Genomic DNA, 25,336 nt, shown 5'->3' on the forward strand with positions numbered 1-25,336 from the left:
AAATCGCCCAAAAAAGCACCCAAAAATGGTTCCTGCATCGAAGCGATACATTTGCCCAAAGTGTAGCCGCCGAGCCACAATTGGAGAGCATTCGCCCTCTGGTAGAAAGTGTAAATCGGGATCGCGCAAACATACCGAAGCGCATTTTGGACGCTAAGACAGGCATCTCGGGCAAGACTATTGCAGGATCGATTCGCCCGCAGCTGCGAACACGGCTTCGCCTTTAACCGCCCTCGCGACACCTGAAGCGGTATCCTCTTGCCGCACATTTGGGCGCGCCGTGACTGCCGGAGGTTCGGCCATTCGATCTAACCTGAAGCCATAAAATCAGAAAAGGCGCCGAAGCGCCTTTTCGATGATAAAAAGAGATCTGTTCTCTTCCATTACACGTGATTGATGTCAGTCGAGTGCTTCTGATCGTCGAACAGGATTTTGACCGCCTCGGTATGCCCTTGAACTACGGCAATGTCCTGCCAGCTGTTGGCAGCGACCTGGGCGCTGATGACCGTATTTCCACCGCTAACAGAAGCGTGGATGTTCGCCGTAGCCTCCGCCTGCGATGCTTGGTGGCCCAGCAGCGTATCGAGAAGCTTCGAGACATCAACGGCATCACCTTCGTTCGAATGGTAGTCCGTAATGATGTCCTTGATGCCAAGGTTATTAAGTGCCGTTGCATCGAACACGAAAGTGTCCTTGCCACCTCCACCGGTCAGCGTATCCATACCGGCGCCACCGGCAAGGATATCGTCGCCGTTCTCGCCATAGAGACGGTCGTCGCCGGCATTGCCGATCAACGTGTTCGAGGACGAATTGCCCGCGAGGTAGTCGTCGCCAAGGCCACCTATCAGGCCTTCAATGCTTAACAACTGGTCGCCAAGAGCGTCACCTTTCAGCTGGCCATTACCGGGGTCACCCTGGCCACCGTGATTGTTCGTCGCATTCCCGCTGTCGTTTAGATTGATGAAGACAGCTGAGGCACTACCCGAATAATCGGCGAAGTCGAAGCCAGCGCCACCATTCAAGGTATCCGCACCAGCGCCGCCGACAAGAATATCATCGCCATCTTCACCGTTGAGGACATCGTTTCCGCCTCGGCCATAAAGGACATCATTGCCCCTGCCGCCATAAAGTCCATCGCTGCCGGTGTCAGAGCCGATCAGAAGATCATTCCCAGTTCCGTCACCGGCGTTCGTATATGGACCATCACCGAAGAGATTGCTGCCACCCGATGTGTTCGACACCAGAATATCGCTTCCAGCACCACCGATGATATTTTCTCCGGCCGCAGAATTATCGATAAGGAAGTCCGCACCTGATGTCCCTGCCGCAGCGGCATTGGCGACGAGATTAATTGTCGCAGTCGCTGTTACGTGATTGACGCCGTCGAACACCGTGTAATCGAAGCTTCCAGCCGAGTTGTAGGGGAACAAGACATATTTGTGGTCTGCGGACAATGTTGCACCGCTTACCGACGTCACGGAAAGCGCATCCCCTTCGGCATCGGTCGCTCCCTGCAAAAGTGCCAGCACAGGTATCGAAAACTTTGTAGTGCTGCCGTTCGGATCTGCGAATGCCGCCAAGCGATTGGCGTCGTAATCGACGACAATGGTCTTATTAGGAACAACCGGTGCCGCATTCTCTTGCACGTCACCGATGGCAATTGTCATCGTCTGCGATGAGACCAGCGTTCCGTCTGAAGCCTGTACCGTGATCTGGTGCGATTGCGCCGTCTCATAATCGAGAACAGCTCCAGTCGCGACAGTCACGACACCAGTCAGCGCATCGATGGTGAAACGCCCACCAGCATTATCAGTCAGCGAATAGTGGATCGTGTCGCCATCCCGATCGGTGGAATGAGCGGTAATTCCCACGACTGTACCAGCTACGGCATTCTCATCGACCTTGTTCGCCGCGCCATCCGTATCGACCGGTATTGTCGGAGCATCGTTTGTCCCCGTCAGCCTGACGACGACATCCTGGGTCGTGAAGCCGCCATGACCGTCTGCAATCTTGATCTGATAGGTCTGGTCGACAATCTGTCCGGCAGTCAGATATTGCAGTGAGCTTTCGTCCACTGCGAAGTGCCAGGACACCTTGCCGGAACCGTCGCCTGTCGTATCGTCGGTCACCGCCGCCACGAACGTGCCAAGATAGCCGCTGGCAGCCGGAACCGTCGTCACGGTATGCTGATCGGTGAGATCAACATCTGTAAAGTTGATGACGCCATGAGTGCCCTCGCTAGGCACAGCCTTCACGGAGATATTGTCGAGATTGATCCCGCCGGTTACACCGTAGCCGGCAAAGGTAAGCTTTGTGGAAGCAGATGTAGCCACTGCCATGAAGCTAAATTCGACGAGAGGTGCCGCGTCGCTGCCGGTGTTCGGAATGTCCGCTCCGGCCTTGGCGAAATAGGTCTGTCCATTCCAGGTCACGGTCATACCGGTATCGATCCAGCCATAGGATCTGCCGATCTGGAAGCGAACCTCATAGAGTCCGCCTTCTGCAGTCTGAAGCGTTTGCGACAATGTATCGGGCGTCGTGGAGTGTGAATAGAACTGGTAGACATTACTGCCGCCGACGGAACCGCCGCCACTCCAACTGCCTTCGCCCTTCACGATTTCCCAATTCGCGTAGCCACCGAAAGTGCCGTCCTTGACCAATTCGACAGATGCCGGAGCAGGTGTCGCATCTTCGATGACAGTACCGGCAAAATCACCGGAGCCAATGACCGGATCATCGTTAACCGGAGTGATATGCACAGTGATTGTCTGGCTGACTTCCTTAGCATCGAGACCCTGGTCGCCCAGATCGCTGTAGGTAAGCTTCACCGTGGCGTCGCCGTTATAGTTCGCATCCGGCTTGTAGCTGATTGCGGTACCACTGTCGGCATCGATGATCTGATCGAGTGGGCCGTTATTGCCAGCCATGCCGGTCAGCACGATCGTTGCACCGGCATAGATCGGCCCATTGCCGGCGGCATGACCGTCGACAGAGACGACCGTCAGACCAAGGCTTGCATAGTGGGTGAGATCAAGAGTGATCGTCCCATGCGTCGCGGAAAGCGTTAGCTGGCCGGGAGCATCGCCGTCGCGATCCTCGAAGGTGATCTTCGTGTCGCTGAAGGTCGGGTCGTTGAATTCCAGCTTGCCGTCTTCGTCGATCGTCACTTCCATCGTCCGATCGCCGGTCGTGTTGGTGGCGGCTGTCGGCGTATCGTTCGTGCCGCTGACATTGTAGGTCAGCGTCAGCGGAGCGCTTGATGCGCCGCCATCGTCGGTGACGACGACCGAGACGTGATGGGTCTCGCTCACAGCCGTCTGTTCGGCCGAGTGGAAGATGACCGTCTTGAGGATGGCATTCAGTTCGGCCGCAGTGAACGTGCCGCCGCCAGCCTTGGTGATGATCAGCTCGCTGCCCGCCTTTTCACTCTGGGTGATGGTGATCGAGCCATTGTTGAGCACCAGGCCGGTCTGGTCCGACTGGCGGATGAACAGCGTGTCACCGGGCTTGTCCGAGGTCAGCTTGATCGAGGCGTAATGGTCGCTGTCGACGTCCGTTACCGTCAGGTTGGTGCTTGCCAGCAGCTTGTAACCATCGAGCTTCGAATAGTTCGTACCGTCCGGCTCGACATAGGCGATCGTCGTGTTGGTCGCCGCCAGTTCCGGCGCGTCATTGACGGCCGTCACGTTGATGTCGATCGTCTTGGTCGCTTCCTTTGCCGGGCCGATGCCGAGATCGCCCTGATCGTTCATCGTCAGCGACAGGTGGTCGGGGCCGTTGTAGTTCAGGGTCGGCGTATAGGTAACGCCGCTGGTCTTCGCTCCGTTGTCAGGCCCCTTCAGCAGCAGGTCGTCCATGACCGACTTGTTGATGGCGGTAAGCACGACCGTGCCGGTGTCCTGACCGGAAACGATCGAAATATTGTTACCGAAGCCGGTCAAATCGATATGCAGCGTTCCGTGCTGGACGGAAAGCGTCAGCGTGACCTGCCCGTCGCCGTCGCGATCCCTCGCTTCGATATCGCTGTCCTTGAGGCCGGCATTGGCCAGATTGAGCGGCGTGTCTTCGGCAGTGGTGATGGAAAGCTGGGTGTTGCCATCCCAGGTCGGCGTGTCGTTGGTGCCGGTGACATCAACGGTCACCTTCAGCGGGGCGCTGGCCGAGCCGCTTTCGTCGTAAACCGAGATGTTGACATGCCGGTCCGGCGTGTCGGAGGCAACCTCGTCGCCGGTCACGAAACGGACCAGCTTGATCGCTTCGGCAACCTGGGCTGCCGAAAGCGTGCTGCCATCAACCCGGCTGACGGTAATTTCCGATCCGTGTCCGCCGACGCTGTTGTTCTGGTTGACGAACTGCAGGACGATACCACCGGCCAGCGTGCGGCCACCGGCCGACGTGGACATGTTGAGGAGATCGCCGGCCAGCGGGTCGGAGATCGTCATGACGATCTTGGTGAAGGCCGTGCTGTCGACATCCGTCACCGTGACGCCGAGATTGGCGAAGATGAAGGACCCGTTTTCGTTGGAACCATCCGGCTCCGTATAGGCCGTTGCCGTCGAGACTGCATGCAGGACCGGATCGAAGAGATCGTCCAGCTTGATGGTCGTGCCGTCGGTGAAGACGAAATTCTCGAAATTCGTGAACTTGTCGGTGACGGAGGCACCATTGATCATATGAGTGATCTCGGCGCCGATCACGGTCGTGCCGTCGGCCGCATAGACCTTGGTGTAGACGTCGTTCGCCGCATCGTAACCGAAGCCGAGGATGACCTTGTCACCCGCAGTTTCCGATCCGTTGCCGCCGTCGGCCACGACGCGGTGCGCCGAAAGCCGGCCGGAAACATCCAGCGTGTCGTCACCCTCGCCACCATTGAAGGTGATCGTGTTCTGGGCGAGACCGGTGCCGTTCAGGTTGCCGGAGACGGTCAGCGTGTCGTTGCCGGCACCACCGTTGATGACGATCTCTTCGACATTGGTGACCGAAGAGGTCGAGCCGTCGACGCCGACTTCCAGCTTTGCATCACCGTCATTGTTGCTGATGGTGAACACGTTGTTCGCCGCCGAGCCGGTGACATTCAGCGTATCCGTGTCTGCGCCGCCGTCGATCGTGTCGACGCCGTCGCCGGTCGTGTAGTTGAACGTGTCGTTGCCGGCGCCGCCATAAAGCGTGTCGTTACCGGTTCCGCCGACCAGCGTGTCGTTTCCATCATCACCGTAGAGCGTGTCGTTGCCGGCACCGCCCATGATCCAGTCGGCACCGCCGCCGCCGTGGATGACGTTGTCGCCGCTGCTGCCGTTGATGATATCGGCATAATTCGTGCCGGTGATGTTCTCGATGCTGACCAGCGTGTCGTGTTCGACCGTGCCGTTGTTTACGGCAGTCGCAAGATCGGCGTAGCTCATCGACTGCGCTGCAGCGATTGAGGTCTGCCAGCCCGAGCCGAGCTGAACATAGATGCCAGCGCTTTCGCCGGCATAGTCGGCCGTATCGATACCGTCGCCGCCATCGAGAAGATCGGAGCCTGCACCGCCGACCAGCGTATCATTGCCGGCCTCGCCGTAGAGCTTGTCGTCACCCGCGCCGCCCGAGATCCAGTCGGCACCGCCGCCACCCTTGATGACGTTATCGCCGCTGCTGCCCTGGATGATATCGGCATAGTCGGTACCGGTGACGTTTTCTATGCTGACCAGCGTGTCATGCTCGACCGAACCGTCGTTGATACCAGCCACGAGACCGGCATAACCCAAGGCCTGTGCATCAGCACGTGAAGTCGCCCAGCCCGAACCGAGCTGGACATAGACGCCTGCAGCGTCGCCGGCATAGCTGACCGTATCGATGCCGTCACCGCCATCGATCAGATCGCTGCCCTTGCCACCGGAAATCGTGTCATTGCCGGCACCACCATAGAGCTTGTCGTCTCCGGCCGAGCCGATGATCGTGTCATTGCCCTCGCCACCGTCAAGCGTGACGGCAACCTGCGGGCCGCTGGTGTTCAAGAGGTGGGCATCGATCGTATCGTCGCCGCCCTTGCCTTCGATCGTGAGTTCGCCGGTGCTGATCGCGTAGATCGACGGAATGCCGCTGCCATAGATGCTCAGCAGATTGGAATTGCCCTCGACATTGATCGTTTCGCCGGTTCCGAGACCGGTGAGCGTCAGCTTGTCGGCGCCATCCGCCTGGTTGAGCGTGATGTTTTCAACGCTCGTCGCGATGATATCGACGATGCCGTCGCCATCGATATCGAGCGTGAAGCCGCCAGCGGTCAGCGTCATGACCGCCTTGTCATCGCCGGCACCGCTGGTCACGTTCAGATAGTCGCTGTCCGCACCACCGTCGATCGTGTCGACGCCGTCGCCAACCGTGTAATAGAAATTGTCGTAACCTGCGCCGCCGAAGAGCGTGTCATTGCCCTTGCCGCCGATGATCGTGTCATTGCCGGCATCGCCGTAGATCGTGTCGCTGCCGTCACCACCCCACAGCTCGTCGCTGCCGTTGCCGCCATGGATCTCGTCGTCACCGCCGAGGCCCGAAATGACGTCATTGCCGTCGCCGCCGAGAAGCAGGTCATTGCCCGCACCGCCGCCGATATGGTCGGCGCCTGCGCCGCCATCGATCTTGATGCCACCGCCAACGGCGTCGCTCACATAGTCGGAGCGCATCAGGATGACATCCGCACCGGACGTACCGACAATCTCCTCGACACCGGTAAAGGTGTTCGATGCATTGAGGTTGTCGAGCACGAAGCCGGCAGAACCTTCGGCGTTGAGCACGACCTTGTCGTAGCCGCTGCCGCCTTCGATATTGTCGCCCGTGCCGGCCATGCCGGTCAGTGCCACCGCAACGGTCGAGCCGTCGCCGAGCAGCATGTTACGCGGGCCATAAGGCGTCGCATCCGAGAGATCGGCACCGAGGACGAACGTGTCGTTGCCTGCACCGCCCTTCATCGTGTCATTGCCGGTCTTGCCGGTAATGACGTTGTCGCCGTCATTGCCCTGGACACCGTTATTGGCGTCATTGCCGATGACATTGATCGGAGCCTGGCCGCCGAGCGTGATGTTCTGGACACCGCTCAGCGTCAGCGTGATGCCGGTATCGTCGGCGCCGCCGACGACGGTGAGGCCTTCCTTGGTGATCGTCGCGGATTCGTTGACGATCGTGCCAACCAGCTCGATCCGGTAGCCGGCGAGCGTCGAGGACGCGTTATTGGCCTCTTGGATCGTGTCATACGTGCCGATCAGATAGTTGCCGTCGAAGACGCGGACAGCATCATTGAGGTCGAGCACGACACCGTTGGCAAACTTGATCAACTCGATACCGTAGAGATTGTCGGTATTGCTGGTCGGGCCACCGCTCATGAATTCCGGCGCGCCGGAAAGGGTCTCCACCTGCCAGAGAGCGAGGCCGGCGTAACCGGGCGCACTTCCGAAGGCAGGGTTGAAGAACACGCGGTAATTGCTCGAAGCGCTCTGATAGTTGGCGCTGTCGGATTCCCCGACGGTCGCATTGATGTCAGAACCGATATTGCTGGTGCCGTTGCCGAACAGGTTGTCGGAACCCTTGCCGCCCCAGAGCGCGTCATTGCCGGCGCCGCCCTTCAGGATGTCTGCACCCGAACCGCCGAAGAGCGTGTCGTCGCCCTCGCCGCCGTCGAGCACGTCATTACCGGCACCGCCGACGATGAGATCCTTGCCCGCGCCGCCTTCGATGGTCGTGCGGCCTGCAGCCTCGTCGCTCTGATAGTTGGCCTTGAGAATGATGATGTCATCACCACTCGTACCGACGATCTTTTCGACGCCCTTGATCGAGGTCGTGTTGCCGTCGAGCAGGAAGCCCTGGCTGTTGGAGGTGACGAGATTGATCGTGTCACCGATATCCGCGCCGCCATCGATCGTGTCCAGCGTGCCGGCCTTGTCGGCGAGGCTGGCGTTGAACGTCGTGCCGCCTTCAACCGTCACGCTGATGTTTGCACCGTTGCCATAGGTCGTGTCGACGCCGAGATTGATCGTGTCGCTGCCGGCACCGCCATCGATCGTGTCGGCACCGAGGCCGCCGGTGATCGTATCGTTGCCGGTTCCGCCGCGCACGACATCATTGCCGGCGCCGCCGATGAACACGTCATTACCGTCATTGCCGTCGAACACGACCGAGACCGGGTTGCCGGCCAGAATGCCGCTGGCATCGACCACATCGCCCGTCGTCGAATTGCTACCGGTGATGTGGATCGTGTTCGGCAGAACTGCTGTGTCGTTGAGATTGCCGATATTGACCGTGATCGCGCCAGTGCCGGCGACGATGTCAATGCCTTCGATCTCATCGGCGCGGATGGTTGCGCCGTTCGGGCCGGTATAACCGACCGTGATATCCTTGGACTGCGAAGAACCGATTTCCGAGCCGCCAGTGATCGTCCCGATCGTGAAGGTCCGCGCCGTATCGTCGCCTTCGATATGAAGGATGTCATAATCCGGGAAGGTCGTTCCGGTCTCGGTGCCGCCATTGATCCGGTCATTGCCATCGCCGACCTTATAGATGAACAGGTCGTTGCCGGCGCCGCCGTCGAGCGTATCGTTGCCGAGGCCACCAATGATGGTGTCGTTGCCGGCGCCGCCGCTGATCGTGTTGTTGCCGTCGCTGCCGACCAGGATGTCGTTACCGGCACCACCGGTGATGTTGACGATGCCATTCATCTTGTCGATGCCGAGCACCTTGTCGCTGACCGAAGCAATGTCGGTCGCGGTGTCGCCGGCAACCGTCTGGCCATTCACCGTGACGGAATTGTCGCCGAGGTTGACGAAGACGCCGGAGCTGACATCGCCATAGCTGATGTTCTGACCAAAGTTGCTGATATCGCCGGCCGCATCGACGCGGACCGTGAAGCTCGCATTGCTGCCGTCACCGTCGCTGTCGATGGCGGTGTAGAGGAAGCGCAGGTCGAGATAGTCGCTATTGCCGCTCGGAATGCCGTGGTCGAGCGGCTGGTGCAGCGTGAACGTGTAGCTGCCGCTGTTGTTGTCGCTGAGCGATACTTCGAACACCTTGTTCGCGGCAACGGCCGGATCGCCGTTGATGTAGGCGACAAGCACGCCGGCCACCAGCGCGTAGGACAGGGTTTGCCCGTTCGAGGTCAGCGTCAGAGGCTGGCCTGCTGCATTGACGACATTGGCGGCAGGCGTTGCGCTGGTGAACTTCACCGAACGATCGGCCGTGCTGTTGCTGTCATTGTTGTTGTCGCTCTTCCAGTCGATGCCGAGCGAAACATCGCTGACGGCCGGGCTGCCGCTTGCCTCTTCGAGACCGCTGCGCGCCGGCGTGCCGGCAACCGGCACATCGTCGATGATCGTAACATTGAACGAGCTGGTTGCCGTGTCGCCGTCGCTGTCCGTCGCCTTGAAGCCGAAGGTCAGCGTTGCGCTGGTGCCGTTATTGCCGGTGTGATCGATATTGTCGAGGAGCGTGAACGTATAGGTGCCGTCACCGCTGTCAGACAGCGACACCGTGAAGACGGTCGTATTGCCTGCCTTGCCGACCAGTTCGGTTCCGTCAGCCGAGAGGACATACTTGATTGCCACGCCATCATGGGTCAGGCCGGAATCTGCACCGTTGACGATGCCGTCGAAGGTGACGGAGCGGTTCGCCACACCCGAATTATTGTCGTCGGCACCCCAGTTGATGTTGAGATCGCCGCGCTGGATTGTCGAAAAATCGGTGTCCGCGAGGATAACGTCGCCGAGATCGGTCGGCAGGTTGCTCTCGTTGACGGTCTCGTTTTCAACCCTGCCGATCGACGGGCCGCCGTCGACGATGGTGACCGAGAAGCTACTGCTTGCCGAGTCGTTGTCGCTGTCCGTGGCAGTGAAGCCGAAATTGAGCGTCTTGCTGGCGCTGTCGTTACCGAGATGATCGATATTGCCGTAGAGCCGGAACGTGTACTGGCCGGAGCCGCTGTCGCTGAGCGATACGGTGAAGATGATCTGGGTGCTGAAACCACTGCCGGTCGAGGCGGTCAGAACAGTACCGTCGGCACTGAGGCTGTACTTGATGGCATTGCCATCGGAGGTCAGCCCTGCCGGAGCAACGATATGGCTGTCGAAGCGGACGGAAATATCCGGACCGGTAAGCGCATTGCGGTTGTCGGCGCCCCAGTGGATATCGAGATCGCCGCGACGGACGACGGAGTTCGGACCATCGGCATTGGCCTCGTCATTGCCGGGTCCGATCAGGGTGTAGGGAAGATTGACTTCCGAGATGGATTCCGACTCTGGCGAGCCGATATAGGGCGCGTCGTCGTTGATCGTCACCTGGACGGTGCCGCTCGCCTTGTCGCCGTCACCATCCTGGATGGTGAAGTTGAAGTCGAGCTTGATATCGTCTTCCTTGTTCACGCCGGCAGTGGTGCTGTGATCCAGCGGCCGCTCGAGCGTAAACGTGTAGGCGCCGGTGGCGACATCCGTCACCTTGAGCGTGAAGACGGTCTGGACGTTATTGCCGGTGCCGACAGTCGCCGTCAGCGTGTTGGTCGTGTCGTTCCAGCTGTAGCTGATGGTCGAGCCGAGCGACTTCAGGCCGAGAGCAGTAAGGTTGTTCGTCGCGAAGACGATGTCGGAAGCAGCCGAGGCTGCGCCGTCCGTGCCGAAGCTGTAGGACAGGTTGGCGCTGGCGGACTTGGCATGCGCCGCCGTATCGCCGTCGTAACCATCGTTATAGGCGCCGTTGCCGGTCGCAAGGCCGTCTTCGTCAACGGTGACACCCGTCTGGATCGCGGAAACGGTCGGTGCGTCGTCGCGCACCTTGATGTCGAGCTGCGAGGTCGTCGTCGCCGTGGTCGTGTCGTTTTCGCGGTCGGAGATCGTGGTGGTGACGTAGACGCCGTTCAGCGTCGAGGTTTCGTTCGTGCCGTTCGCAATCGTCGTGTCGAAATGCTTGATCGCCTGGTACTGGACCATGGAGACTGTGCCGCTGCCGTCGATCGACAGGGCGAACACAACCGCACCGTTTGCCGTGCCGAGCACGATATTGCCGTCGGTCTGCAGCATGATATGCGTGCCGTTCAGCGTCTGCAGGCCCGAATCTTGGGTCCCGTTGAACGCTGCACCGGTCGAGGTAGTGAGTGCGAGCGACTGCGAGCCGGCACCGTCAGCACCGTAATTGCTGCCGGCGGTCGTGACCATGTTGGCCTGCTGCGACCAGCCGATGGCCGTGAGGCCGGTCAGGCTGGAATGCTGGGCCGCCGAGAAGATCGCAGGCACAACGCCGCTCTGGTCATCCGTGCCGGCATCCGCGCCGGCGGTCTCGTCGCTGAGAAGCGCGTTGGCGGAGACGACATCGATCTTGGCGATCGGAGCATCGTCATCGACGGTGACGGTGAAGCTGCCGCGGCCGGTAGAGTCACCATCCGAGTCCGTTGCACGGAAGTTGAAGGTCAGGTTGATGTCGTCTTCGGCATTGGCGACGCTGTGGTCGAGATTGCCGAGGAGGTCGAACTTGTAGCTGCCGTGATCGGCAGTCGGATCGATCGTGACCTTGAAGACCTGGTTGGCCGCAACGGTCGCGTCCGTACCGTCCTTATAGGCCGTCAGCACATAACCGCCGTTCCAGTGACCGGCGCTGTCGCGCAGGTAGTCGATACGGTAGTCGAGCGAAACACCGTCGGACTTCAGGCTTGCGAAGGTCGAGCCGAGGTAGTTCGAAACGTTGTTGTCGCTGATCTTGCCAGTGCTGATTTCAACAACCTGATTACCGTTGGCGCGGACGAAGGCCACTTCACGGCCGATCGGATCATCGGTGGCATTGGTGTTGAGGTTTTCAGACTTGAGGTCCGCATCCGCACCCCAGTTGACGCCGAGGCTGACGGCACCGGTCGAGGTTGCCTTGCCGGGCAGGTCGGCGTTGACACCGATCAGACCCGTATAGGTATCGCCTTCATTGCCGCCCGGCAGGCCGTCTTCGTCGACGGCGGAATTGGCGACGCTGGTGAGCGAAGGCGTATCGTCATTGACCGAAACGACAAAGCTGCCATTGAGGCCATCGCCATCGCCATCGACCGCCTTGAAGCCGAAGCCGAGGGTGACCGTGCCGCCCTGGAGCAAACCGTCATGGTCGAGATTGTCGATCAGGGTGAAGGTGAACGAGCCGGAATTCTGGTCGGACAGGGAGACCGTGAAGACGGCAGCGCCGGCCTTTTCCGTTCCGAGATTCTCGCCGTTGACGCCGACATAATGGCCGCCTTCGAAGCGGTAGGCCGTCAGCAGCGTGCCATTGGCAGTGACTTCGTAAACGATCGCATGACCGTTCGAGGTCAGGCCGTTCGGAACCGGATTGCTGTTGAACACGACATAACGGTCGCCCTGCGCGCTGGTCGTGCCGCCATCAACGACGGCATTGCCCTGGTCTGCGCCCCAGGAAATGTTGAGCGACTGGGTCGTGCCGGTCGTGACCTGGGTTTCCGTGTTGATATTGTGTTCGCTGACCGAACCGGAAGCCGGGAAGATCGAGGTGAAGACCGGCGTATCGTCGTCGATCGAGACCGAGAAGCTCTTCGTGACCGCATCGCCATCCGCATCACGGGCAACGAACTGGAAGTTCAGATCGGTGTTATTCTCTTCGTTGCCACGGGCGTGGTCGATATTGTCGAGCAGCGTGAACGTGTAGGAGCCGGAGCCGACGTCGGACAGCGTCACCTTGAAGACGGCGGCACCAGCCTTTTCGGCTCCGAGATCTTCACCATTGGCGCCGACATAATGGCCATCCTGATAACGGTAGGCATTCAGTTCGGTGCCGTTGGCGCTGACTTCATAAACGATCTTGAAGCCGTTGGAGGTCAGGTCCGAAGGAACCGAATTGGTGCCGAACACGACCGAACGATCGCCCATGACCTGGGTGCCGTTATAACCGCCATTGACGCTCTTGTTGGCATCATCCGCACCCCAGGAAATGTTGAGGCTACGGGTGGTGACCGTATCAACGAGGGGGGCATCGCCCGCGCCGAACAGCGGACCGGGATTGCCGGCGCCCGAGACGAGCTGCGGATAACCGTCTTCGTCAACTTCGCCGCTCTGCGGATTGCCGACAACCAGCTGGTCGTCAGCGATGGTAACGGTCGCAGTGCCGAGAGCTGCCTTGTCGCCATCGGCATCGGTGCCGCGGAAATTGAATGACAGCGTTGCGGAGTCGGAGTTCGCCAGGTGATCGAGTTCCTTGAAGATCTCGACCGTGTAGGAGCCGTTCGACGTGGTCGGATCGAGAACGATCTGGAACACCTTCGTCGTGCTGTCATGGATATAGGCGGTGAGCGTCTGGCCGCCATTGGCGCCGACGGTCAGGGTATAGACAAGGGATTCGCCGCCGGAGGTCAGCGTGCCACCGGTGATCGCAAGACCGAACAGCGAAGCGTCGGTCGTGGTCGTGGCGGAAGCGATCGTGCCATCAGCCTTGGAGAAGCCAACGGTACGGCCATAGGTGTCGCCGTTCGTCTCGCCGCGGATGTCGTCATCCGCGCCCCAAGAGATGCCGAGGGACGTTGCACCGGTCTTGGTGACATTGCCCGGCGTTCCGTCCGTTGCCGGATAATGCGAAACGTTGTCTTCGTTGAGCGTGATGGCAGGAACGCCGACCGTGCCCTGAACCGGCGCATCGTCGGCGATCTGCACGATGAAGGTCGCGCGGTTGCCGGCATCGCCATCGGCATCCGTGCCGCGGAAGGTGAAGGTCAGCTTGAGCGGATCCGTGCCGGCGGCATGGTCGAGTTCGCCCTTGAGCTCGAACGTGTAGCTGCCATTGGTCGAGGTCGGATCGAGCACGACTTCGAAGATCGTCGCGCCGGTCGCAGTGCCCTTGTGGGCAGTCAGGATCTGGCCGCCATTCTCGGTATCGGTGATGACATAGACGAGCGAGACGCCGCCGGAGGTCAGCTTGTTATCCAAAGCGCCAGCGAACGAGAGGCCGATCGTGGATGCCTGATTGGACTGGTAGGTCGCAGCGCCGACATCGCCGATTGCCGTCGCGAAATGCACGGTACGGCCGAACGTGTCGCCAGCGCCGCGGATATCGTCATCCGCGCCCCACGAGATGCCGAGCGAAGTCGGATCCGTCTTGGTCTTGTCGACATCGGGCGTCGCATCCGTTGCCGGATAGGTCGAGATATCGTCTTCGGTCAGGCTGCTGCCGACGGCCGTGCCCTGAACCGGGCTGTCGTCGAGAACCGAGACCGTGAAGGAGCCGTTGACGCTGTCGCCATCGCTATCTGTCGCGGTGAAGTTGAAGCCGAGATCGATCTTGTTTTCGCCGTTACCGGCAGGATGATCGAGCGTCGCATTGAGCGTGAAATCGTAACGGCCGGCGCTGAGAAGACCGCTGTCGCTGAGGGCAACAGTGAAGACCACCGTGCCGCCTTCGCCGGTCTGGCTGGTGGAGCCGATCAGGGTCTGGCCGTCGGCAGACAGGTGATAATAGACCCCCTTGCCGTCGGAGGTGAGCTGCGAGCCGCCGACCATGACGGCCGAACCTTCGGTGATGCCGCTGAAGACGACCGAACGGTCGGCAACGATCGAGCCATCGCTCGGACCGGTCCCACCGGCGCTCGGGTTCGCATTGTCGGCGCCCCAGGAAATGCCGAGCGTGCCGAACGAGCTCTTGCCGATCACATCGACCAAGGTGCCGATGAACGGAATGCGGAAGTCGGCATCGCCGGTACCGTTGGTATCCTCGTTACCGCCCGGAAGGTTTTCTTCCTCGACAGTGCTGTTGGTTGCGCCAAGCCAGACCGGCTTGTCGTCCTTGACGTCGATCGAGAAGCCGCCATTGACGGTATCGCCGTCGCTGTCGGCAGCCGTGAAGCCGAAGTTCAGCGTCAGCGTATCAACATTCGTATTGCCGCTGTGGTGGTCGAGATTGCCGAGAAGCTCGAACTTGACGCTGCCATTCGCGGTGGTCGGGTCAAGCGTCAGCTTGAAGACGGCATCGCCATGGGTGTTGTAGACAGTGACGGTCTGGCCGCCATTGGCAAGCGTCGTGACCGTGCCGGCCTGCAGCGCATAACCGTTCGAGGTCAGACCCGTCAGCGAGTCGGACAGGCCATTGAAGCTCAGCGTGCGGTGCGTTACCGCACCTTCGTCGCCAACCTTGGCATTGTCGGCACCCCAGGAGACGCCAAGCGAGGCGGAGCTGCTGAGCGATTCCTTGATCAGATCATTGCCAAGCAGGAGATCGTCTTCGTTGACGCTATTGAGGACGACATTCTTGCCGACGGTCGGCGTGTCGTCGTCGACATTGATCGTCAGAGTGCCCGGCGTTGCGGCGGAATCGCCGTCGTGATCGGTCGCCTGGTAGGAAACAGTGAAGGAGACGTTGTCTTCGGTGCCGGCAACCGTGTGGTTGATCGGTGCCAGCTGCTTCACTTCATAGGCACCGGTGACGGTGTCTGTAATCGTCAGCGACAGCACGGCGCGGTTGCCCTGCGAGATGGTCATGATGGTGCCATCTTCGGAAACCTTGGCGGAGAAACCTTCCGGCAGGTTCAGGCCTTCGGACAGCCACAGGACGGAGCCAGGGCCATCGGCGCCATAGCTGTGCGCCAGGATGCCGGTCGCATTGGCGGAGTCGACATCATCGCCCTCGCCGCCGGCATTGCCGCCGGTCAGCGCGTCGTCATCGAGCAGGACGGTCGCATTTTCGGAAACGGTAGGCGTGTCGTCGTTAACACTGATCGTCAGCTTGCCGGGCGTTGCAGCGGCATCGCCGTCGTGATCCTTGACCTGGTATGAAACCGTGAAGAGGACATTGTCCTCGAAGCCAGGGGTCGTACCCTTATGGTCGATCGCGGCGAGCTGCTTGACTTCATAGGCGCCGGTCACGCTGTCCGTGATCGTCAGGGACAGAACGGCCTTTTCGCCCTGCGAAATGGTCAGAACCTTACCGTCTTCGGAAAGCTTGGCGGAGAAACCTTCCGGCAGCGTCAGACCGTTCGAAAGCCAAAGGACAGATCCCGGACCGTCCACACCATAGCTATGCGCCAGAATGCCCGTTGCATTGGCGGAGTCGACCTCGTCGCCATCGCCGCCCGGATTGCCGGTCGAGCCTTCGGCACGGAGCAGAGCGACTTCACCACCGCCCTCGCCACCGCTGTTGCCGCCGAGCGCGTCGTCGTCCAGTCGAACGATGGCATTTTCGCCGACGGTCGGAATGTCGTCATTGACAGTGATGGTCAGCTTGCCGGGAGTAGCCGCCGTGTCGCCGTCCTTATCAGTTGCGTGGTAGGACACCGTGAAGGAGAGGTTGTCTTCGAGACCCGGTGTCGTACCTTGCGGGTGATCGATGGCGGCCAGCTGCTTGACTTCGTAGGCGCCCGTTACCGAATTGGTGATGGTCAGCTGCAGGACGGCCTTGTCGCCCTGCGAAATCGTCAGGACCGTGCCTCCTCCAGAAATGACTGCGGTAAAACCGGAAGGCAGCGTCAAGCCACTTGAAATCCAAAGGACCGAGCCGGCACCATCGGCTCCGTAGCTGTGTGAAAGAATTCCGGTCGCATTGGCGGAGTCGACATCGTCGCCATTGCCGCCCGGATTGCCGCCGTCCAAGGCATCGTCATCGAGCTTGACCATCGCATTTTCGCCAACGGTCGGGATATCGTCATTGACGCTGATCGTCAGCTTGCCAGGAGCGACAGCCGTATCGCCGTCCTTGTCGGTGACCTGATAGGAAACCGTGAAAGCAAGATTGTCTTCCGTGCCGGGCGTCGTGCCCTGCGGATGATCGATCTGGGCAAGCTGCTTGACCTGATAGGCGCCGGTTGCCGAGTCGGTGATCGTCAGCTGCAGGACGGCGCGGTCGCCCTGCGAAATCGTCAGAACCGTGCCGTTGGCAGAAACAGTAGCGGTGAAGCCGGAAGGCAGCGTCAGGCCGCTGGACAGCCAGAGAACCGAACCGGTGCCGTCAGCGCCGTAGCTATGCGCCAGAATGCCGGTCGCATTGGCGGAGTCGACCGTATCGCCGTTGCCGCCGGCATTGCCGCCATCGAGTGCATCGTCGTCGAGCAGAACGGTCGCATTGGCGGCGACGGTCGGGATATCGTCTTCGACGGAAATCGAGAAGCTGCCGCCGACGGAATCGCCGTCGGCATCGGTCGCGGTAAAGCCGAAGGTCAGCGCCATCGTATTGCTGCCGGCCGCGTGGTCGAGAACGCCCGTCAGCTGGAACGTCGCCGTGCCGTGTTCGGAAGTCGGGTCGAGCGTGATGGTGAAGACGGCCGGGCCGTTTGCGCCCTGGAAGGCGGTGATCGTAACCGTGCCGTTGGCAGAGACCGTCGGCGCGCCATAAACGATCGCGATACCGCCGGAGGTCAGGTTCTGCGGCAGGCCATCGATGGAGATCGACCGGCCGAACGTATCGCCGGCGCTTTCGCCCTTCACATTATTATCTGCACCCCAGTCGATGTTGAGCGAGGCGGAGGAGACGAGGCTTTCGCGGGAATCGCCATCGTCATTGCCGGTTGCCAGATCGTCTTCGTTGACGGAAGCGAGCGTGACCGAGCCGCCGACCGACGGGCCGTCATCGGCGATGTTGACGGTGAACGTGCCGGTCGAGGCGTCGCCATCCTTGTCGGTGACCGTGAAGCTGAAGCCGAGGCCGAGAATGTCATTTGCGCCGACCGCGCCGATGCCCGAGTGATCGAGCGGCAGCGACTGTGTGAAGGTGAACTCGCCGGTCGAAATATTGGTGACATGCAGGGTGAAAACGGTGCTGGTGACGCCACCAACCGTGATCGTGCCCGTAATTGTCAGGCCATCGGCCGAAACGGCGACAGCAACCGTGTGACCGCCGGAGGTCAGTTCAGCTTTGCCCGTATAGGCGATCGACGAGATCACGCCATTGTCTGCGCCCGGATCGAAAATCAGCTGGCCATTGATCGTCTCGTTATCGGCAACGCCATCGGCGAGCAGCGATTCGGACAGTGCGAACGGCGTCGCAGAGGAAACGGCAGTCGGCTGACCGTCATTGGTCGTCTGCGCATCCGCCGGACCACCGTCGCCGAAAGTCGTGTCGCCGAGGAGCGATGCGAGCGTGATCGGGGCGCCGTTGTTCTGCTCGATCGAATCCTGGAAGTCGGCGCCGGAGCTGCCCGGACGGGCGCTGCCGCTATAGGAACCATCCGGACCGGCCGCGACGTTGATGCCGCTATCTCCGAGCGCTGCGAACAGAACCTGCTGCTGCACTTCGACTTCGCCGATCAGCATGGTCGGGATCTTGGCCGCACCGCCGATGATGACGATTTCCGTTCCGTCGGCCTGGACGAGGACGAGGTCGGCGCCTTCGATCTTGATATCGTCGATCGAAACATTGGCCGGGAGATGGGCGATATTGCCGGCGTCCGGGGTTACTTCGGTACGGACCGGAGTGGTCGGAGCGGCAGGGGCGCCATTATCAGCCGGAACGCGACCGGTGGTCGGCGTGCGGGTGTCGCCAGCCTGTGCAACCCGGATCTCTTCCGCAATTGGGGAAGTATCCGACGACAATGCAATCTCTTCCTGAATGTCGGACAAGAAATTCTCGCCCATGTTTTCTTCGGAAATGCTCGACAGGCGCGGATCTTCAACGGACATGACTCTATCCCCAAAACAAGAACTGTGCCGCAATGAACTCCGCACCCGGTTATAAAGCAAGACTTCCTTAACCTTGCAGATATACCCGGTTATGCAGCCCCAGCGCTTTTATTGACGAACGGTTAATTTGGCCGGGGAAAGACCTTCTGAATGAAAGCTGAAACGCACTAAACTGCCTCAAGTATCGCAATAAAGAACGGCACTGCCGCACGTGAAAATTGCTGCAGATTCGCGATATCGACTGTAAAAGCCGCCAATATAAGCTTCCCGGCATTCAATATTTTTACAGAAAGGCCCTGCGCCGGTGCTTGAACGCCTTGCCATTCCGGCGGTGAAATCGAGCCTCTGGAATCGCTGCGCGCCGGCCTGCCAATAGCCCGTTGGGGGTTGCCGGAAGCATCTCGCCTCATCGCCACTTGCCGAAACTTCACGAAGTACTAATTTGCATTCGGGGAGCTGAAGGAGGAACTGCAATGAGCGACGATGTAAAACTGGACCGCAAGGATGGCGATGAAATTGCCACCATCCAGGCCATGACGACCCTCTCGGAAATCGCAAATCAGCTTCGGGAACTGGCCGGCGTCCTCTCGGATCTCTCCAAACAGCCCCTCACCCATCCTGTTGCTCAAGGTGACGATCAGGATACGGATCACCCGCAATCGGACCAGACAGTGCCGACACTGCACTGACGGTTTTCATCGATACACCCTCGACGCTTTCATCTGCAGCTTTTCGCCATGAACGGCCGGCTGTCGCTTGCTGCATCATGACGGCGCAACGAAGATACGCTTTCCGGCATCCGTCGTGTTACAAGCGGCCTTTATCGAATTTTGCGTCGGGGCCTGTTTCTTGAAACGACATGTGTATCGGGCAGCCACTCTGCCAGTCAGGGTGATCGTCGTTACCGTTTCGCTCGTGGAAGCGATTCTGAGGCCCGCCTACCGGCCGATCGTCAATGCGATCATGACGCTCGGCGTCGTCACCCGGCTCGAAGCCTGGATCGCCACCCTGCCCCGCCTCGCCATACTGCTTCTTCTCGCCTTCCCCTTTGCGATCGCCGAGCCGATGAAGGTGGTCGCCCTGGTGATCATCGCCCGCGGGCACGTGGCAATCGGCGTCGTGACGCTGATTGCCGCCTATCTCGCGACCTTCCTGATCGTCGAGCGCATCTACCATGCCGGCCGCGAAAAGCTGCTCACCTATCGCTGGCTCGCCTGGGTCATGCGTTACGTGGCGCTGGCGCGCTCCTTATATGACGGCATCAAGCTGTCGGCAGTCGGCTGGCTCCGCGCCATGAAGGCGAGGTTTCTGCCTTAGCGGTCCTCGCAGCCCTCCCAAAGACCGGCCGATCCTCCCAAAAATAAAGCGATTCCAGCCATGTGTTTCCATGTGGCGGAACGTTATCCTGCTTGCGGCCTCAATCTCGGGGCCTGTGAGGACACATCCATGAAAACCGCATTCAAGACAGGGCTGGCCGCCGTGGCGCTGTCGGCCGCCTTCATCGCATCCAACACGACCGCATTCGCCTGGGGCTGCATCGCCGTCTCCGACGAGGGCACTTACGGCTACAGCTACAATTTCAACAACGAGAACGGCGCCCGCAAGCGTGCCCTCAATGAATGCGCCGCCCGCACCACGGAAGATTCCGATTGCGAAATCACCGAATGCGACGAAGATCTGTAATGCCACGACAGCAAGACTAAGCCTGCCGTCACCGCTGCAGGCCTGACCGCACCGCTTCCCACACGAGCGGGCGGAACCAGATGAAAAATGCCGCTGGCTGCATGGCGTGAAAGACGAAATCACTTGCAATTCGCGCGCCGAAAGCGGCTAATTCTTCACATCACGGGAGGATAGGACGATGGCCAAAGGTCAGGTACGCAGCAACAAGGAAGCCAGAAAGCCGAAGAAGGACAAGGCCGTCGACAAGTCCCCGGCCGCCACTCTGGGCTCTCAGGTCAAGAACAGCGAAAGCTCGGTCAAAAAGAAATAAGACAGGCAGGCCAAGGCCTGCCTTGCGACGTCAAGTCGTCTCGGCTCGAAAGCCAGTTCGCAACGCTGGACAAGTCGTTGCGTTCAGAACCTATGAAAATCATCGGGAAATTTGGTAGCGGGGGGCGGAATTGAACCGCCGACCTCAGGGTTATGAATCCTGCGCTCTCACCAACTGAGCTACCCAGCCACACTGGAGGGAAGACCGTTAGATCGTCCCGCCGTTTTGATGAGCGGCTTATAAAACCCGTGTCACCGAAGTGTCAAGCAGGCTTTGGCCAAAAATCGGGGAAGATGAAAATCCTTGTGATTTCCGTCCTGCCCTCGCCCTTTGCCTCAGGCCGCGACAGGCGCAGCCAGCAAGGCCTTCAAGGCCAGTTCGGCCTCGGCAGCCCGTTCCGAGCGCTCGATGAAACCACCGCCATAAACCCGCGCATCCGCGCCTTCGGCGGAATAAAGCACGCAGGCCTGGCCCGGCGCGACGCCGGCTTCGCCGATGGCGAGATCGACATAGATGCCGTTTTCGTCGCAATGGACCGTGGCCGGTGCCGGCGGACGGGTCGAGCGAACCTTGGCGAAACAGGAAAAGCCGTTGCGGGCGTCGTCCTCGAGCGCCGCGTCACCGATCCAGTTGACGTCGCGCAGATAAACGCGATGCGTATCCAGCGCCTCCTTCGGGCCGACGACGACACGGCGCGAGCGGGCATCGAGATAGATGACATAGAGCGGCTCGCCGGTCGCGACGCCGATGCCGCGGCGCTGGCCGATCGTGTAATGCAGAATGCCTTCGTGACGGCCGAGCACGCGCCCGTCCATATGGACGATATCACCGGCCAGCGCCGAGTTCGGCTTCACCTTGGCGATGATGTCGGCATATTTGCCCTGGGGCACGAAACAGATGTCCTGGCTGTCGGCCTTCTTGGCGACGACGAGGCCCATTTCTTCCGCCAGCTCGCGCACCTGCGCCTTGCCCATGCCGCCCAGCGGAAAACGCAGATAGTCGATCTGCTCCTGGGTCGTCGCAAACAGGAACCAGCTCTGGTCGCGATCGGCATCGATCGGCCGGAACAGCGCACGGCGGTTCGGATTGTCGGCGGAGGGATTGGCAGACGAGCGGATGTAATGACCCGTCGCCAGCGCATCTGCGCCAAGTTCCTTGGCGGTCGCCAGAAGATCGGCGAACTTGACCGTCTGGTTGCAGGCGACACAGGGGATCGGCGTCTCGCCCATCGCATAGGCTTCGGCGAACGGGTTGATCACCGTTTCGCGAAACCGCTTCTCGTAGTCGAGAACATAATGCGGGATGCCGAGCGTTTCGGAAACACGACGCGCATCGTCGATATCCTGGCCGGCGCAACAGGAGCCGGCGCGGTGCACGGCCGCGCCGTGATCGTAAAGCTGCAGTGTGATGCCGATGACGTCATAGCCCTGGCGTTTGAGCAGGCCGGCCACGACGGAGGAATCGACGCCCCCCGACATGGCGACGACAACGCGCGTATCTTCCGGCCTCTTGTCAAAATCCAGCGTATTCACGGGGTACTCTCTTAAAGTCTCTTCGCCGCCGAAAATAATCGGGCTGCGGACGCTCCTGCCTCAGCGCGGGATCGTCCGCGCACAGGCATCGTTCTGCCGGATATAGAAAGGAATAGGCTCCAGTGCAAGGACAAGCGCTCAGCGCTTCTCTTCCCGGCCCATATCGTAAACCACCCACCGGAAAAACCAGTAGATGGCGTAGAAGAAGACGCAAAGCGGTACGAGGTTCTGAACAGTATCCATGCGGGCGTCCGGCGACTACTTCCCTGTATTCCCAACGGGCCTTCCCATCGCGAATACCATGACCATCAGACCCGACAATTATTAAATCACATTTAACTAAAAAGCGAAGGATCCACAAAAAAGGATCAGATATCGGAAAATCCGTTAAGGGCTTTTCGCTGCCACACCCCGGTCAGGACTGCAGCGCCTGTTGTCGCACGGCATCGGCTGCACTGCCGTTGAGATTGGCGGCACCTTCCGCCCGCACCCGCGGCAGGCTGTTCGGATACTCTCTCTGGATGAAATCGATGATCTTCTCGCGAACCTCGCAGCGCAGATCAAAGGTCTTCGGCGCATTGTTGGCCGAAACGAGAATGCGGATTTCCATGACGTTTTCCTTGAAATCCGTCACCTGCACCGCGACCACCCGCTTATCCCAGAGTTTGGATGCCGCTGCGATCTCTTCCACCTTCTTGCGGATCACCGTGACCGGCACCGAATAGTCGAGATAGATCATGACCGTGCCGATCAGCGCCGAGCTTTCCCGCGTCCAGTTCTGGAACGGGTTTTCGATGAAATAGGACAAGGGCAGGATCATCCGCCGCCAGTCCCAGAGTTTTACCACGACATAGGTCGAGGTGATTTCCTCGACATTGCCCCATTCCCCCTCGACGATCAGCGCATCGTCGATGCGGATCGGCTGGGTGATGGCAAGCTGGATGCCGGCAAAGATGTTCTTCAGCACCGGCTGCAGCGCAAGACCGAGCACGATACCGGCGACACCGGCGGAAGCGAAAAGGCTGACCCCGTATTGCTGCACGGCCGGAAAAGTCATCAGCATCGCAGCGACGGTAATGATGACGATCATGAAGCCGGCGATCCGCTCGGCAATGCGTGATTGCGTCACGTGGGCACGGGCAAGCAGGTTGTCTTCCGCGTCCAGCTTGAAGCGCCGCAGATAGACCGTCATCCAGATATGCAGCGCCGCCTTCGCCGACCAACCGAGCACCAGAATGAAGCCGATCAGGAGAATATGACGGATCACCTCCGCCGGCCGCTCGGCGAGCGGCGCAATCGTCGCCGCAAAGGACAGCGTGAAGGTGAGGACGGCAAGCCGCATCGGCCTTCGCCCGCGCGAGACAAGCGAGCGCCAGAACAGATCCTTGTTCGCCACCATCCGTGTCAGGAAGCGAAAGGTGAAACGATGGATAGCCAGCCCGACCATGAAGGCAGCGACGATGACACCGATACTGACCAGCCAGTTCGGCAGCCAGGCGGTATAGGCGTGAAACTCTTCGATCAAACGGTCCATGTCTTCGGAGCTAGGGTGCAATGCAGCATGGTAAAGGCCAGCCGCAAAAATTTCATGTTTGAGGAGCCTTTATGGCATGAGGGACAATGGCGGACGGAGGTGGCAAACGTGGCGGCGGAGAATCTTCATTTCGATCTGATGCGGTTCGTCGATGCGCAGGCGCCGGTTTATGACAGGGTCCTTGCCGAGCTGCGCGCCGGCAGAAAACAGTCGCACTGGATCTGGTATGTCTTCCCGCAGGTCGCCGGTCTCGGCATGTCGATCATGTCGCAACGCTTTGCGATCGTCTCCAGATCCGAAGCGCAGGCCTATCTCGACTTTCCTATTCTCGGCGAACGCCTGCTCGAATGCACCGATATCATGCTCTCCCACCAGAACCTCTCCGCCCATGCCATTCTCGGCTCACCGGACGATATGAAATTCAAGAGCTGCATGACGCTGTTCGATGCCATCACGCAAAAGGGCTCGCCTTTTGAGCGAGCCCTTGAACAGTTTTACGATGGCGAGCGCGACGAAATAACCGCCGCGCTGCTTCAATGATCAGGCAGCAGACTGGATTGCCGAGACCTTCCAGTCATTGGCCGGCTTGCGCACGAAGGTCCAGACTTCGACCGTTTCGGACGCATTGTTCGGATCGCCATCGGCAACGGCGCCGGTCTTGCGGTCGCTGAGATAATCGACGCTCGAGTAACGCATCGCGACGGTCGCATATTCCTGGCCGTTTTCGCGCCAGGCTTCCGCCAGATCGCCCTGCAGCAACTTCACGTCCTTGACCTCGTTCTTGACGCCATTTGTGGCGTTTTCACCAAGCTCTTCGGCAAGGTAGGACATGGCTTCCGGCGTCGTCAGGCTGCGAAGCTTCGAATAGTCTTCGGCACCATAGGCAGCCTGAACTTCCGTCAGCATCTTTTCGAACTGGCCGAGGTCACGGTTGGTAATGCCGATCTCGTCGGTTTCCGGGCCGGCCTGGCGCGGAGCGGCATTATAGCCGCCCGGGGCAGCTGCACCGCCGCCGATCTTCGGGATCTGGAACGAGGAGCCGCCCTGCTGCTGGCCGCCGTTGGAGCCGCCAAAACCGTTGTCGGACTGACGCTGCGAATAATTCGGCTGGTTATAACCGGAAGCCGGGCCACCGGCCGACTGCTGCTGACGACGTGCGAAGAAGCGCATCGCAAGCATGGCAAGACCACCGATCAGCGCGATCTGCAGCAACATGCTGAGCATGCCGCCCATACCGCCAAAGCCCGTGCCCATCAGCATGCCGAACAGGCCGCCAAGGGCGAGACCGCCAAGAAGACCGCCGGCCATACCGCCGAACAGGCCGCGACGCGGCTGCTGTGCCGTCTGCTGGCCAAAACCGTTGGAAGGCGTGGTTGCGTTCTGCGGCGTGTTGGGCGTCATCGAACGCTGGATGCCGTTGGCAGCACCGGGCGCCGTGCTGGTCGTCGGCGGTGCCGAGAATGTGCGTGTGCCACGGCTGCCGAAACTGGAACCACCGCTTGCACGACGTGCCTCGGCCAGGTCCACGGCCGTCAGCGAAACCGCCATGCCGATCGCTGCGATCGCAAACAGTTTCTGGAAACGCCGAAGTTTCGAAAGCATTCTTTTCTCCTTGTGGCCGCACCATGCGGGTTCTGCATCGATATAGAGATTGCCACCCGGCAATTTTAGGGGGGATGGCAATTTT

9 protein-coding genes and 1 tRNA gene are annotated in these 25,336 nt (G+C 60.2%); 5 read left to right on the forward strand and 5 right to left on the reverse strand.

The features are described 5' to 3' along the window. Nucleotides 1-383 precede the first annotated feature (383 nt). Nucleotides 384-18,590 carry a beta strand repeat-containing protein gene (locus FHW37_RS34485; RefSeq protein WP_210249294.1) on the reverse strand — a complete coding sequence of 6,069 codons (18,207 nt, stop codon included), beginning with the start codon at nucleotides 18,588-18,590 and terminating at the stop codon, nucleotides 384-386. 473 nt (nucleotides 18,591-19,063) lie between these two features. Here FHW37_RS34485 and FHW37_RS15070 point away from each other — a divergent pair, with 473 nt between their 5' ends. From FHW37_RS15070 to FHW37_RS34490, 4 genes are all read left to right on the forward strand, one after another. After that, nucleotides 19,064-19,279, forward strand: a complete 216-nt coding sequence (locus tag FHW37_RS15070; protein ID WP_145637784.1) for a hypothetical protein — start codon at nucleotides 19,064-19,066, stop codon at nucleotides 19,277-19,279. A 160-nt stretch (nucleotides 19,280-19,439) separates the two neighbouring features. After that, nucleotides 19,440-19,907, forward strand: coding sequence for a hypothetical protein (locus FHW37_RS15075; protein ID WP_145637786.1), 468 nt, complete (start codon nucleotides 19,440-19,442; stop codon nucleotides 19,905-19,907). 129 nt (nucleotides 19,908-20,036) lie between these two features. After that, nucleotides 20,037-20,273, forward strand: a complete 237-nt coding sequence (locus FHW37_RS15080; RefSeq protein WP_186458260.1) for a DUF4189 domain-containing protein — start codon at nucleotides 20,037-20,039, stop codon at nucleotides 20,271-20,273. A gap of 178 nt (nucleotides 20,274-20,451) precedes the next feature. Then, on the forward strand, nucleotides 20,452-20,583 hold the full coding sequence (locus FHW37_RS34490) for a hypothetical protein (protein WP_281407254.1): 132 nt from the start codon (nucleotides 20,452-20,454) through the stop codon (nucleotides 20,581-20,583). Between the two features lie 112 nt (nucleotides 20,584-20,695). Here FHW37_RS34490 and FHW37_RS15085 read toward each other — a convergent pair. The 3 genes from FHW37_RS15085 to FHW37_RS15095 form a co-directional block, all read right to left on the reverse strand. Then, a tRNA-Met gene (locus FHW37_RS15085) sits at nucleotides 20,696-20,772 on the reverse strand. Nucleotides 20,773-20,918: 146 nt separating this feature from the next. Then, nucleotides 20,919-22,115, reverse strand: a complete 1,197-nt coding sequence (mnmA, locus tag FHW37_RS15090; protein WP_145637790.1) for a tRNA 2-thiouridine(34) synthase MnmA — start codon at nucleotides 22,113-22,115, stop codon at nucleotides 20,919-20,921. A gap of 415 nt (nucleotides 22,116-22,530) precedes the next feature. After that, nucleotides 22,531-23,649, reverse strand: a complete 1,119-nt coding sequence (locus tag FHW37_RS15095; protein WP_145637792.1) for a mechanosensitive ion channel family protein — start codon at nucleotides 23,647-23,649, stop codon at nucleotides 22,531-22,533. A 138-nt stretch (nucleotides 23,650-23,787) separates the two neighbouring features. Here FHW37_RS15095 and FHW37_RS15100 point away from each other — a divergent pair, with 138 nt between their 5' ends. Continuing rightward, the gene (locus FHW37_RS15100; RefSeq protein WP_246690795.1) at nucleotides 23,788-24,189 is read left to right on the forward strand and encodes a DUF1810 domain-containing protein; all 402 of its coding nucleotides are present in this window, start codon (nucleotides 23,788-23,790) and stop codon (nucleotides 24,187-24,189) included. Here FHW37_RS15100 and FHW37_RS15105 read toward each other — a convergent pair whose 3' ends face one another. Continuing rightward, on the reverse strand, nucleotides 24,190-25,251 hold the full coding sequence (locus tag FHW37_RS15105) for a Tim44 domain-containing protein (RefSeq protein WP_145637794.1): 1,062 nt from the start codon (nucleotides 25,249-25,251) through the stop codon (nucleotides 24,190-24,192). Between the last annotated feature and the right edge of the window lie 85 nt (nucleotides 25,252-25,336).

The organism is Neorhizobium alkalisoli, from assembly GCF_007829835.1.
Taxonomy (GTDB): domain Bacteria; phylum Pseudomonadota; class Alphaproteobacteria; order Rhizobiales; family Rhizobiaceae; genus Neorhizobium.

Coding starts and splice junctions, on each gene's coding strand:
- FHW37_RS15100 (WP_246690795.1), top strand. CDS start 23,788: ATGCGGTTCGTCGATGCGCAGGCGCCGGTTTATGACAGGGTCCTTGCC.
- FHW37_RS15080 (WP_186458260.1), top strand. CDS start 20,037: ATGAAAACCGCATTCAAGACAGGGCTGGCCGCCGTGGCGCTGTCGGCC.
- FHW37_RS34490 (WP_281407254.1), top strand. CDS start 20,452: ATGGCCAAAGGTCAGGTACGCAGCAACAAGGAAGCCAGAAAGCCGAAG.
- FHW37_RS15070 (WP_145637784.1), top strand. CDS start 19,064: ATGAGCGACGATGTAAAACTGGACCGCAAGGATGGCGATGAAATTGCC.
- FHW37_RS34485 (WP_210249294.1), bottom strand. CDS start 18,590: ATGTCCGTTGAAGATCCGCGCCTGTCGAGCATTTCCGAAGAAAACATG.
- FHW37_RS15105 (WP_145637794.1), bottom strand. CDS start 25,251: ATGCTTTCGAAACTTCGGCGTTTCCAGAAACTGTTTGCGATCGCAGCG.
- FHW37_RS15095 (WP_145637792.1), bottom strand. CDS start 23,649: ATGGACCGTTTGATCGAAGAGTTTCACGCCTATACCGCCTGGCTGCCG.